Origin of the sequence: Miniphocaeibacter massiliensis, from assembly GCF_900232905.1 — a bacterium.
GTDB classification, from domain to species: Bacteria; Bacillota; Clostridia; order Tissierellales; family Peptoniphilaceae; genus Miniphocaeibacter; species Miniphocaeibacter massiliensis.
In genome coordinates this window covers 335,154-348,412 of record NZ_OCTQ01000002.1, presented here as the reverse complement: position 1 = coordinate 348,412, position 13,259 = coordinate 335,154, and the positions used below count along the sequence as shown (strand labels likewise).

General features: G+C 28.6%; 14 protein-coding genes. 12 read left to right on the top strand and 2 right to left on the bottom strand.

Going from position 1 to position 13,259, the window contains the following annotated elements:
• Nucleotides 1-10 precede the first annotated feature (10 nt).
• Complete coding sequence (locus CS899_RS05775; protein ID WP_164995868.1) at nt 11-457, top strand: MarR family winged helix-turn-helix transcriptional regulator; 447 nt, start codon at nt 11-13, stop codon at nt 455-457.
• A 12-nt stretch (nt 458-469) separates the two neighbouring features.
• On the opposite strand, the gene CS899_RS05770 is transcribed toward CS899_RS05775, so the two are convergent.
• Complete coding sequence (locus CS899_RS05770) at nt 470-1,858, bottom strand: MATE family efflux transporter (protein ID WP_100065216.1); 1,389 nt, start codon at nt 1,856-1,858, stop codon at nt 470-472.
• Between the two features lie 103 nt (nt 1,859-1,961).
• On the opposite strand from CS899_RS05770, the gene CS899_RS05765 reads away from it, so the two are divergent.
• Nucleotides 1,962-2,216, top strand: coding sequence for a putative signal transducing protein (locus CS899_RS05765; RefSeq protein ID WP_100065215.1), 255 nt, complete (start codon nt 1,962-1,964; stop codon nt 2,214-2,216).
• Between the two features lie 149 nt (nt 2,217-2,365).
• Here the strand turns inward: CS899_RS05765 and tyrS are convergent, their stop codons facing one another.
• Entirely contained in the window at nt 2,366-3,613 is a 1,248-nt protein-coding gene (gene tyrS / locus CS899_RS05760; RefSeq protein WP_100065214.1) for a tyrosine--tRNA ligase, read from the bottom strand.
• A gap of 482 nt (nt 3,614-4,095) precedes the next feature.
• Between tyrS and CS899_RS11070 the strand changes: the two genes are divergently transcribed.
• The 10 genes from CS899_RS11070 to CS899_RS05710 all read left to right on the top strand — a co-directional run bounded on the left by CS899_RS11070 (nt 4,096) and on the right by CS899_RS05710 (nt 13,116).
• On the top strand, nt 4,096-4,311 hold the full coding sequence (locus CS899_RS11070) for a sortase (protein WP_100065213.1): 216 nt from the start codon (nt 4,096-4,098) through the stop codon (nt 4,309-4,311).
• Nucleotides 4,308-4,667: a sortase gene (locus CS899_RS11065; RefSeq protein WP_340637868.1), complete on the top strand. Its 360-nt coding sequence runs from the start codon at nt 4,308-4,310 to the stop codon at nt 4,665-4,667. The genes CS899_RS11070 and CS899_RS11065 overlap by 4 nt, the downstream gene beginning before the upstream one ends.
• A 314-nt stretch (nt 4,668-4,981) precedes the next feature.
• Nucleotides 4,982-5,983, top strand: a complete 1,002-nt coding sequence (gene aroF / locus CS899_RS05745; protein WP_100065211.1) for a 3-deoxy-7-phosphoheptulonate synthase — start codon at nt 4,982-4,984, stop codon at nt 5,981-5,983.
• Between the two features lie 41 nt (nt 5,984-6,024).
• Entirely contained in the window at nt 6,025-7,050 is a 1,026-nt protein-coding gene (gene aroF / locus CS899_RS05740; protein ID WP_100065210.1) for a 3-deoxy-7-phosphoheptulonate synthase, read from the top strand.
• Entirely contained in the window at nt 7,043-8,119 is a 1,077-nt protein-coding gene (gene aroB / locus CS899_RS05735) for a 3-dehydroquinate synthase (protein ID WP_100065209.1), read from the top strand. Before aroF (CS899_RS05740) ends, aroB begins: the two co-directional genes overlap by 8 nt.
• A 1-nt stretch (nt 8,120) precedes the next feature.
• On the top strand, nt 8,121-9,377 hold the full coding sequence (gene aroA / locus CS899_RS05730) for a 3-phosphoshikimate 1-carboxyvinyltransferase (RefSeq protein WP_100065208.1): 1,257 nt from the start codon (nt 8,121-8,123) through the stop codon (nt 9,375-9,377).
• Entirely contained in the window at nt 9,367-10,455 is a 1,089-nt protein-coding gene (aroC, locus tag CS899_RS05725; protein ID WP_100065207.1) for a chorismate synthase, read from the top strand. The genes aroA and aroC overlap by 11 nt, the downstream gene beginning before the upstream one ends.
• Nucleotides 10,455-11,702: a shikimate kinase gene (locus CS899_RS05720; RefSeq protein ID WP_100065206.1), complete on the top strand. Its 1,248-nt coding sequence runs from the start codon at nt 10,455-10,457 to the stop codon at nt 11,700-11,702. Before aroC ends, CS899_RS05720 begins: the two co-directional genes overlap by 1 nt.
• Nucleotides 11,683-12,114, top strand: coding sequence for a type II 3-dehydroquinate dehydratase (aroQ, locus tag CS899_RS05715; RefSeq protein ID WP_100065205.1), 432 nt, complete (start codon nt 11,683-11,685; stop codon nt 12,112-12,114). Before CS899_RS05720 ends, aroQ begins: the two co-directional genes overlap by 20 nt.
• Nucleotides 12,115-12,300: 186 nt before the next feature.
• Entirely contained in the window at nt 12,301-13,116 is an 816-nt protein-coding gene (locus tag CS899_RS05710; protein ID WP_100065204.1) for a protein-ADP-ribose hydrolase, read from the top strand.
• Nucleotides 13,117-13,259 lie beyond the last annotated feature (143 nt).

Genomic DNA, 13,259 nt, shown 5'->3' with positions numbered 1-13,259 from the left:
AGGGAGAAATATGATAGAAAAGTTATTTGATGAAGTATATGAAAAATTTAAATTGAACTTTTATAAAAATATTTTTAAAAGTTTTGAAAATAGAGAAGCAACTTTGACAGCTACCGAAACTTTTTGCGTTGAAGTTATTAATGCATTGGGAAGACCAACTATTAGTGAGCTAACAGAGTTTTTAGAGATATCTCAACCAAATACTGCATATAAAGTTGCTAGTCTGGTAAAAAAGGGATATGTTAATAAAGTTCAATCTCAAGAAGACAAAAGAGAATTTTATCTTGAACTAACGGATAGATTTAGAAAATATCAAGATATTAAAAATGAGTATATTAAGGTAGTAATTGATAGAATGAAAAATGGATTACCTGAAGAAGATTTAAAGAAATTTGAAGAAATTTTGTATAAAATAAGTAACGAATATATGCCAGAAGTAACAAGTAGTGAAGAATAAAAGACATTGGAATTAGCCAATGTCTTTTTTATTAATTTCAATATCTCTATTTAAATTTTTAATATCAGAATGTATAAAAAATGCAGTTAATAAAAATGATAAAAAGTCAGATACAGGATAAGCTAACCATACACCAAAAAGTCCAAAAAACTTAGGTAAAATTAAAAGAACTGGTAAAAGCACTATCAATTGTCGGGATAAAGATAAAATTATACCTATAAGAGGCTTTCCAGTAGATTGAAAGTAGTTTGAACTTAGTATTTGAAATCCTAAAATAGGTAAAACTAGCGAACTGATTCTCAAACCCTCTACGGTTGTGGGCATAATAGTATTCATATCACTAGAGTTTGTTACAAATAATTTTATTAAAAACTCAGGAGCTAACATAATTACAGAATAACAAATAGTTATGTAAATGGTAGCTACAATTATAGCGTATTTTAATGTTTTCTTTACTCTATCATAATTTTCAGCTCCATAGTTAAAACCAAGAATTGGTTGAGAGCCTTGATTAATACCGAAGACAGGCATAAAAGCAATAGTACTTATACTTTGGACTATTCCCATTGCAGAAATTGCATTATCATCACCAAATTTAACTAATTGAAGATTAAAGATTGTAATAACAAGACTTGCAGCTAATTGCATACCGAAAGGAGCTAAGCCTAAACTTATAATTTCTCTAACAGTTTCAAATTTTAATTTTATATTTTCTTTTGTAATTCTAAGTGAAGATTTTTTTGTGAAGAAAAATAACATTACCCAAGAAAAAGATAATAATTGACCTATTATTGTAGCTAGAGCAGCACCTTTGACACCCCAATTAAAAACTATTACAAAAAAATAATCTAAAATAATATTTGTTACAGCTCCGATAACCATCGTACCCATAGCTACAGTTGGACTTCCTTCACCTCTTATAAAGTAATTTAATCCAAATCCCATCATTTGAAAAGGTATTCCAAGAGATATTATTTTCATATAATCTGTTGCGTAAGGCATTAAAACCTTGGTACCACCTAGTAGGAATAAAATATCTTTTAGGAAAAAATAAACAATAAAAGCTAGGGTTAAGGATATAGCAATAAGTAATATAAATGAATTTCCTAAAATTTTTTCTGCTTCTTTTTTTCTTTTTTGTCCTAGTCTTATAGAGGATAGTGAATTGCCTCCCATACCTATTAGCATTGCAAAAGCCATTATTATTAGTGATAAGGGGTAAGTTAAATGAACACCTCCTATTGCTAGAGAGCTTACTTGACCCAGAAAAATTTTATCCACAACATTGTAAAGTGCATTTACAAGCATACCAATAATAGCTGGTATAGAAAACTTTAGAAGTAATTTCTTTATGGATTCTGTTCCTAAAAATTGATTTTTATTTTCAACATCTACACTCATATATAAATCTCCTTGATAAAAACTATAATTATAGTATATCACTATATTATTCGATATGTTAACAAAAATAAGGGGTATAAACATATGAAAAGGAGGTATAATCATGAAAGATAGAATTGAAGAAAAATTACTTTTAGAAACAGCTGATGAGTTTGCATATAGAACAGTGACACAAATTTTAGAAGAAAACAAAATACCATATTTTACCAGAGATGACGAGTCTGGTGGTTATATGAAGATAATAAGTGGGTTTTCTTTATATAATAGGAAAGTTTTTGTAGCAAAAGAAGATTATGAAAAGGCATATGAATTAACAAAAGAATTTATAGAAGGTATAACTATGAATAATGATAAGTAGCAATATAATCTAAAATTTTATTGGCAAAGGAAAGACTGTCATTAGAATAAATAATTTAATACAAAGATAGATATTTTAATTTTTATTTGATTAATCTTTAATGATATATTAAAAGATAGGTATTTTAATACCTATCTTTTAATATATCATTATTTAACAACAACTCTCTGATATATTTTTTTACCCTTTTTAATAATAATTTCATTATTATTAAAATCATCTAAAGTTATTATTTTTCTAAAATCATTAACTACTTTACCATTTATAGAAATTCCATTTTGTTGAACTAACCTTCTTCCTTCTCCATTGGATTTTGTTAATTCTAATTGAGTAAGAAGATTTAAAATGCCAATGCCATTAGTGAAGTCGGATTTTGCCATTTCAGCAGTAGGCATATTTTCATCTATAGTATTTTGTGAAAATAATGCTCTTGAAGTTTCTAAAGCTTGAGTTGCTTTTTCTTCACCATGTATAAGTTTAGTTATTTCAAAAGCTAAAATTTCTTTTCCTTTGTTAATTTCAGCTCCTTCTAAAGCTCCTAGTTTTTTACACTCATCTATAGGTAGGAACGTCAACATTAGCAAGAACTTTTCTACATCTCTGTCGTCAATATTTCTCATATATTGGAATAGTTCATACGGGGAAGTCTTATCTTCATCTAACCATACTGCTCCTTTCATAGATTTACCCATTTTAACACCATCAGCAGTTGTAAGTAGCTTAAAAGTCATAGCATATACTTTATCATGTTCTAATTTTCTCACTAAATCGTATCCACCCAAGATATTAGACCATTGGTCAGAACCACCCATTTGCATTTTAATGCCATGTTTTCTGTACAATACTAAGTAATCATAAGATTGCATTAACATATAACTGAATTCAAAGAAAGTTAATCCATCATGTAGTCTGTTTTTGTAAGAGTCCAATGTAAGCATTTGGTTAACTGAAAAATGTACTCCAATTTCTCTCATAAAATCTAAAAAATTTAAATCTAGTAACCAGTCAGCATTATTTTCAATAATGGCTTTATCATCTTCGAAATCTAAAAATCTTCCTAGTTGTTTAGCAAAACAATCTGCATTATGAGCAATGGTTTCTTTAGTCATTACCATTCTCATATCAGAACGTCCAGAAGGATCTCCAATCATTGTAGTTCCTCCACCAAGTAATGCAATAGGTACATGCCCATGTCTTTGCATTCTTATCATTACCATTATTTGTATAAAGTGGCCTATAGTAAGACTATCTGCAGTTGCATCAAAACCGATATAAAATTTAATAGACTCTTTTTTCAAAAGTTCTCTTAATTCTTCTTCATAAGTTGCTTGTTCAAAATATCCTCTTTCAACCAGCTCATCAAAAACATTATCATGTTCTAATTTGTAATTAATCATAAATAACCTCCTAAAAATAAAAAATCTTCCAGCTGAAAGGACGATTAAACGTGGTACCACCTTTCTTCACTAGAAGTCTTATTGTTAAGTAAAGCACTTAACAGCTTTGACAAAAAATGTTGTAATTCCCATAAAAACACTACTAATTAAGGTACTGATCATTTTATAAGTCATATTATATTATAGCTATCACTATAATATAATTTATTAAAATAGTCAAATTCTAGAAAGTACCCATATAAAAATTATATGGATAGCACACAATTGTTTAATATTATGTAATTACACAATAATTATACTGAAATATAATTAAAATCAATACAAATTTATACACATAATGGTTTGATAGTATATTTATTGTAATAATATATTTGATAAAAAATATTGAAGAATATAATAATGAACTATTTGAAAATAAGCAAGAAGGTTTAGCAGATCATTTTTTAGAAGATGGCATTGAGTTTTCATTAGAGGAATAAGGAATAAAGGAAGGAATCTTTGGAAGTATAAATATTCCAAAGATAAAAATAACATTACCTTTATATTTTAGACATTCTAAAAGTGTATTAATGAAGGGTGCTAGAATAATGAGCAGAACTTCAGTACCAATTGGAGGAGAAAACACTAATTCAGTAATAGCAGCCCACAGAGGCTATAAAACTCAAAAGATGTTCAAGTATATTGAAGGCTTGCAATAGCAGATTCTATAGATATAACTAATCCATGGTGTACATTAAATTATATGGTAGTTGGAATAGAAACAATATTGCCAAATGAAATAGATAAAGTAAAAATTAGGGAAGGCAAAGATATGATAATGCTAGTGACTTGCCATCCATATACAGTAAATACTCACAGGTATGTAGTAATAGCTGAAAGAAAAGAAGAAGTAACTCAAGATAGCATTAAAGACTTTGAAAAAACAGATATTATAAATAGCTCAAATGACAAAATTAATACAGAAAATATATTAAAATATACTGGATTAGTTTTAGCTATCATAATAATTTTTAGTTTAAGTTTTAAAATAAAAAAAAGATTGTCAAAAAGATGAAACTATGTTACGATTAAGTGTAATAAAATAATTGTTAAACAAATTATCAATTTTTAAATATATAACAAATGAAATGGTGAATAATATGAAGACTATAAATTTAACAGCTAACAACCTTTATTTTTACTTTTACTTTACTAACTTTTTTAGTAAGGTCTTTTTGAGGTTAGCTGCAAAGTAAAAGTTTTATAGATTAGACATTAGTATAAATTCATCTATTAAAAACTACGCAGATTAACTTCTGCGTAGTTTTTTTATTAAATTAGGAAGTTATTTTAAATAATTATATACATATTAAAATTTAGGAGGATGTTATGATAGTAAAATTAAAAAGTGATTTAAAAGATATCAAAACGAAAGAGTTGATTAGCTGGCTAAAAAATAAAGGACTTGAGATACACCCATCTGAAGGGAAAACATATTCTGTATTGGGACTTGTAGGAGATACAGCTATAATAGATATAAATACTGTAAAAGCATTCGATATAGTTGATTCTGTAACTAGAATTCAAGAACCATATAAATCAGCAAATAGAAAATTTCATCCTCAAGATACAGTAGTGAATGTTAGTGGAGTAAAAATAGGAGGAGGAAATTTTGCAGTAATGGCAGGCCCTTGTTCAGTAGAATCGGAGGAACAAGTTATAGAAATAGCAAAAGCAGTTAAAGCCTCAGGAGCAAATTTACTTAGAGGTGGAGCATTTAAGCCTAGGACATCGCCTTATTCATTTCAAGGAATGGGAGATGAGGGAATAAAAATATTACTGAAGGCGAAAGAGGTTACAGGACTTCCAATAGTAAGTGAAATAATGTCAGTAACTCAGTTAGAATTTTTTGAGGATGTAGATATGCTTCAAGTAGGAGCAAGAAATATGCAAAATTTTGATTTATTAAAAGAACTTGGTAAATTAGATAAGCCAATTTTATTAAAAAGAGGTCTTGCTGCAACATATGAAGAATGGTTGATGAGTGCAGAATATATAATGGCAGGCGGAAATAAAAATGTAATTCTTTGTGAAAGAGGAATAAGAACATTTGAAACAGGAGTAAGAAATGTGCTAGATATAACAGCAGTTCCGTATCTAAAAGAAAGAACTCATTTACCTGTAATAATAGATCCATCTCATGCAGCAGGAATGTGGGAGATGGTAGAGCCTCTTTCAAAAGCGGCAGTAGCTATAGGTACTGATGGACTTATGATAGAAGTGCATAATGATCCAGAAAAAGCATTATGTGATGGGCCACAATCTTTAAAACCAGAAAAGTTTGAAAAATTAATGAATGAAATAAGTAAAATTAGAACAGTTATTATATAATAATATTAATAATCATATTTAATAAATAAAGGAGCAGATAAATGATAGTAAAATTAAAAAGAGGTATAGAAGATAAAAATGCAAAAGAGCTAATTAAATGGCTAGAGGCTCAAGGATTAGAAGTACAACCAACTATTGGGAAAACTTATACAATTTTAGGATTAGTAGGAGATACAGCATCAATAGCTATGAATTCAGTAAAAGCTTTTGAAGTTGTAGACACGGTAACTAGAATTCAAGAGCCTTATAAGTCAGCAAATAAAAAATTTCATCCAGCACCATCAGTTGTAGAAGTTGGTGGCGTAAAAATAGGGGGAGGAAATTTTGCAGTAATGGCAGGACCCTGTTCGGTAGAGTCTAAGGAACAAGTTATAGAAATAGCAAAAGCAGTTAAAGCTTCAGGAGCAAATTTACTTAGAGGTGGAGCTTTTAAACCTAGAACGTCACCTTATTCTTTTCAAGGTATGGGGACTGAAGGTATAGAAATATTATTGGAAGCTAAAAAGGTAACAGGACTTCCAATAGTAAGTGAAATAATGGATATAGATGATTTACCATTCTTTGAAGAAGTGGATATGCTTCAAGTAGGTGCAAGAAATATGCAGAATTTTGCCATGTTGAAAAAACTTGGGAGAATAGACAAACCAATTCTTTTAAAAAGAGGCCTTTCAGCAACATATGAAGAATGGATAATGAGTGCAGAATATATAATGGCTGGTGGAAATAAAAATGTAATTCTTTGTGAGAGAGGAATAAGAACATTTGAACCAGGAATAAGAAATGTATTAGATATAACAGCTGTTCCTTATTTAAGAGAAAAAACTCATTTGCCTGTAATAATAGATCCATCTCATGCAGCAGGAATGTGGGAGATGGTAGAACCTCTTTCAATTGCAGCTACAGCAATAGGGGCAGATGGACTTTTAATAGAAGTACACAATGATCCAGAAAAAGCATTATGTGATGGTTCACAATCATTAAAACCAAGTAAATTTGATAAATTAATGAAAGAAATTTCTTTAGTTAGAAATACAGTGAAAGAAATAGGAGAAATGAACGGTGATTAATATTGTTAAAGTTCCTATAAAAACATCTGTCGATTATGATGTAATTATAGGAAGAAATATTTTAGATATAATACCAAAAAGAATTACAGAGTTAAAAAATAAATGTTCTGTAGTAATAATAACAGATGACAGAGTAGATAGTTTATATGGTAAGAAAGTATCTGAATCTTTAACAAAAAATAATATTAAAAATTATAAATTTGTATTTAAAAATGGAGAAAAATCTAAAAATATAAATACTTTAAGTCATATTTTAGAATTTCTAGCAGAAAATACAATAAATAGAAATGATTTGATAGTAGCTTTAGGAGGAGGAGTAGTAGGGGATATAGCGGGATTTGCAGCAGCAATATACCTAAGAGGAATAGATTATTTACAAATCCCAACAACATTTTTAGCGGCAATTGACTCATCAGTAGGAGGGAAAACAGCCATAGATTTAGAAGCTGGAAAAAATTTAGCAGGAGCTTTTAAACAACCAATAGAAGTCCTATGCGATGTTGAAACATTCAAAACATTAGAAGATAATATTTTTGATGATGGAGTAGCAGAAGCAATAAAATATGGAGTATTATTTGACGAAGAATTATTTTATAGATTTCTAAATGGGAAAGTAGACTCAAAAAGTGAAGATATTATAGATATAGTAAAAAAATGTGTAGAGCATAAAAGAGATGTTGTAATTGGTGATGAGTTTGACACAGGCAAGAGACAATTACTTAATTTAGGACATACAATAGGGCATGCAATAGAAAAGTGTAGTGATTATAAAATAACTCATGGACACGCGATAGCAGCAGGAATGGCTATTATTGCTAGAGCAACAGAATTAAAGAAAATAAATGATGAAAAAATTGTCAATAAGATAGAAAAAGCATTAATTAAAAACAATTTACCAATAGATTCAAGTTATTCTATTGATGAATTATTTGAAAAAACAACAAGAGACAAAAAAGTTTTAGGCAGTAAAATAAATTTAATAATTCCTAAAAAAATAGGAGAATGTGAATTATATAATGTAAATGTAGATGAAGTAAGAGAATTTATAGAGCTGGGAAAAGGAGAATAAAATGGATATTTCAATAGAACCAAAAAGTTTAACAGGTGAGATAGACGCGATTTCTTCTAAATCCCACGGACATAGAATATTAATTTGTGCAGCACTTGCAGATAAACCTACTAAAATTATTTTAGAGAAATCTTCCATAGACATAGATACCACCATATCTTGTCTAGAAGAGTTGGGAGCTAAAATAGAAAGAAATGGAATAAATATCACAGTTAATCCAGTAAAAAAATTAAAAAAAGTGCCGAATTTAAACTGTATGGAAAGTGGTTCTACTTTTAGATTTATGGTTCCAGTATCAGCTGCTTTATATAAAGAAGTTTCTTTTACCGGAGAGGGAAGACTTCCAGAAAGACCGATGACAGAATTAATGGAAGCTATGGAAAAACATGGAACAGAGTTTACAAAAGAAAAATTACCATTTATTGTAAAAAATAGCTTTTCAGGAGGAGTGTTTGAACTTCCTGGTGATGTTAGTTCACAGTATATATCAGGTCTTTTATTAGCAGCGCCTTTATTGGATGAAGATGTGGAAATAAAATTAACTACAAAATTGGAATCTAAGAATTATGTTGAGATGACAATTGATGCAATGAAACAATTTGGAGTAGAAGTTAATAGGTTAGGAAATGGATTTTTAGTTAAAAAGGGTCAAAAGTACACTTCTAGTGAAAATATAACAATAGAAGGAGACTGGTCTAATGCAGCATTTTTTTTAGCGGCAGGAGCTATAGGAAAAGAAATTAAGGTGAGAAAACTTAATATGAATTCTAGTCAGGGAGATAAAGAAATAGTAAATATACTTAAAAACTTTGGTGCAAATGTTGAAGTTGGAGATAGTTATGTAAAAGTAAGTCCAGGAAAGTTAAAAGGAATTACTTTAGATATTTCAGAAGTTCCAGACTCTTTACCGATACTTTCAGTTGTAGCATCTTGTGCAAAAGGAGAAACTAACTTTATAAATGCAAGAAGATTAAGGTTGAAAGAAAGTGATAGGCTTGTTACTTCTAGAACGATGCTTGAAAATTTAGGTGGGAAAGCAATAGAAGAAGAAGAGAGTTTAACAGTTATTGGAGTAGGTGATTTAAATGGTGGAATTACAGAATCCTTTAACGATCATAGACTTGCAATGGCATCTACCATTGCTTCAATAATTTCTAAGAATAAAGTGTTAATAAAAGATGCAGAGGCTGTAAATAAATCTTATCCAAAGTTTTATGAAGACTTTGAAATTTTAGGAGGACAAGTAAATGTCATCTAATTTTGGAAATAAAATAAAAGTATCTATATTTGGAGAATCTCATGGAAGTGCAATAGGATGTGTTGTGGATGGTTTTCCAGCAGGAGAAAAAGTAGATACAGAAAAATTAGAGAAGTTTATGGATAGAAGAGCGCCTGCAAAGAATAAGTTTGGGACAAAAAGAAATGAAAAAGATAAAGTTGAATTTATGTCTGGAATAGTAGATGGAATTTTAACTGGAAGTCCATTAACAGGAGTAATTTTTAATAGGGATCATCGTTCAAAAGACTATAAAAATTTAGAATTAGTGCCAAGACCATCTCATGCAGATTTTACAGCATATGTTAAATACAAAGGATTTGCAGATATGAGAGGTGGAGGACACTTTTCAGGAAGACTTACAGCTCCAATATGTATGGTTGGAGGTATAGCTAAGCAAATTTTAGAAAGAAAAAATATTCATATAGGTTCACATTTATTTTCAATAGGTGATTTAGAAGATGATTCTTATAATACAGTTAATTTGTCAAAGAAAGAACTTGAACTTGCTTCAACATCAGAATTTCCAGTAATAAATAATGAAGTATCTAAAAAAATGCAAAAATTATTAGATGATATTAGGATGGAGGAAGATTCTATAGGTGGAATAATTCAAACAGGAGTGTTAGGACTTCCAATAGGTCTTGGAAATCCTATGTTTGACGGAATTGAAAATAAATTAGCAAAAGTATTATTTGGGATACCTGGAGTAAAAGGTGTAGAATTTGGAAGTGGATTTGAAGGAACAAAATTAAAAGGATCAGAGCACAATGATGGTTTTGATTTAATTGAAGGAAAAATTGTTACAAAAACAAATAACAATGGTGGTATTATAGGTGGAATTTCAAATGGAATGCCAGTATTGTTTAAAGTTGCAATGAAACCTACTCCGTCAATCTCTAAAGAGCAAAATTCTATAAATTTAAATACAAATGAAAGAGAAAAACTAGTTATAAAAGGAAGACATGACCCTTGCATAGCTATTAGAGCTGTTCCTGTAATAGAGGCGATTGCAGCAACAGTAGTATTAGATTTAATGATGGAGGAAGGTTATATATAATGAAAGAACCAATAGGATATGGACTTTTAGGAGCACATTTATCTTATAGCTTTTCTCCTGAAATACATAAACAATTTGCAGACTATAAATATGAACTTTTTGAAAAAGAAGAGTCAGAAATTGAAGAATTCTTAAAAGATAGAAACTTGAAAGCTATTAATATAACAATTCCATATAAGAAGACTGTAATGAAATATTGTCATCATATTTCTGATATTGCAAAAAGAATAGACGCTATAAATGTAATAAAGTTTGAGAATGGAAAACTTTATGCAGATAATACTGATTATTATGGTGTTAAATATATGTTGAAAAAAGGAAATATTGATGTTTTTGGTAAAAGAGTTGCAATATTAGGAGATGGAGCAACATCTCAAACAGTAAAAGTTGTACTTGAAGATTTAGGAGCAAGTGAAATATTAAATATTTCTAGAAAAGGAAATATTAAATTTGATGAACTTTGTAAATATGATTTTGTTGAGGTAATTATAAATTGTACACCAGTGGGAATGTATCCAGGAAAAGCTATTTCTTTAGTAGATTTAAAAGAATTTAAAAAACTAGAAGCTATAGCAGATGTAGTTTATAATCCCTCAAGAACAGCTTTTATTCTTCAAGGAGAGGAATTAGGAATAAATACTATTAATGGTTTACCAATGCTAGTTGGTCAAGCAAAAAAAGCTGTAGAAATATTTTTAAATAAAGAAATTAATGAAGATAAATTGGACGAAGTTTACAAAAAAATTTATAAAAATACTCAAAATATAATTTTAATAGGAATGCCAGGTTCTGGGAAAAGTAGTATTGGAGAAAAAATATCTATAAAATTAAATAGAAAGTTTATAGACATAGATAAGGAAATAGAGAGAGAAACAAAGATGACTATACCAGAAATTTTTCAAATAAATGGAGAAACTGGTTTTAGAAGAATAGAGAAAGAATTAACTGAAAATTTTTCAAAAGAAACAGGAGTAGTTATATCTACAGGAGGAGGAGTTGTACTAGATAAGGAAAACTATTATTCTCTTAAGCAAAATGGATATATAGTGTTAATAGATAGAGATTTAAGAAAACTTTCAACAAAAGGAAGACCATTATCTCAAGGGGGACTAAATAAACTAAAACAAATAAAAGAAGAGCGTAAGAAAAAATATGAAGAATTTAGTGATATTAAGATAAAAAACATATATCTTCCCAAAACAGTAGATGATATATTGGAGGCATTTGATGAGAATTCTTGTAATTAATGGACCTAATATTAACATGTTGGGAATAAGAGAGCCTGAAATTTATGGTAAAGAAACATATAATGATTTAATTGAACTAATAAAAGGAAAAGCAAAGAGTATGGAAATAGAAGTTGAAATTTACCAATCTAATCATGAAGGTGATTTAGTAGACAAAATTCAATGTTCATATAATAAAGTTGATGGCATAGTAATAAATCCAGCAGCTTATACACATACTTCAGTAGCTCTTTTAGATGTAGTAAAAGCGGTAGGTATTCCAACAGTAGAAGTCCATATATCTAATCCTGATACAAGAGAAGAATTTAGGAAGATATCATATATTGGAAAAGCTTGTATTCAAACAATAAAGGGTAGAGGATTTAAAGGATATATTGATGCAATTGAATATTTAGTTAAACATCATAATTAGTATTATGGTGTTTTTTTTGTTTATAATAAAATTTAATAAAAATTTAAGAAAAGTATTATATAATTTAATATGAATTTTAGAATATTCAAAATAAATCTACTAATGTTAAATTATTGTAATAAAAATGTAATATTTTTGACACAAAATCACATCTATTATGGTGTAATATAGTATATAGGTGATAGAATGGAAGATATAATATTTATGATTAAGACTTTAATTGATGAAGGAAGTAGTTTGAGTGTTAATTCTATTCCTAAAAGTGAAGAAGAACGTGAAAAATTACTGAGAGCTTTAATGAATGTGAGAGAACCTCAAAAGATATCAAAAAAATTTTTGTCCATTCAAGATAAATATCTTAAAAATAAAATTCTTGAAAAAGGAATAGTAGATATTGATAGTTTAACATCCTTAGAAAAAATAGCATCTTTGGATATTGAAAATGCAAATAAAATGTATTTATGGAAAGGTGATATTACAAGTATTAAAGCTGATGCTATAGTAAATGCAGCTAACAAAAAACTACTTGGTTGTAGACTACCTTTACATTACTGCATAGATAATGCAATACATACATTTGCAGGTGTTCAACTTAGAAATGAGTGTTATGATATAATGTTAAGCCAAGGATTTGATGAACCTACTGGCAAGGCGAAAATTACAAAAGGATATAATTTACCTAGTAAGTATGTAATACATACAGTAGGGCCTATAGTAGATGCGAAAGTAGAAGATAAAGACAAGAAACTACTTAGTTCATGTTACTATGAATCATTAAAGATAGCAGAAAAAAATATGTTGGAATCTATAGTATTTTGCTCGATATCTACAGGTGAATTTAAATTTCCTAAAGATTTAGCAGCGAGAATAGCTATAGGAACAGTAAATGATTTTTTAAATAGGTCAAAGTATATAAAAAAAGTAATTTTTAATGTTTTTAGCAACGAAGATTATTACAACTATACAAATATAATTAGGATGGGAATTAATGAAAAAAAATAGTATACTAGTAAATGTGATTTTTTATTTAGCATTGATATTTGTTGTGATAAAAACACTAAGTTCACTATTTGTTAACATAGAAGTTATTTCCAATTTTAAAATAATAATATATATTCTGTTAGTATCTGTATATTTACTGTTAG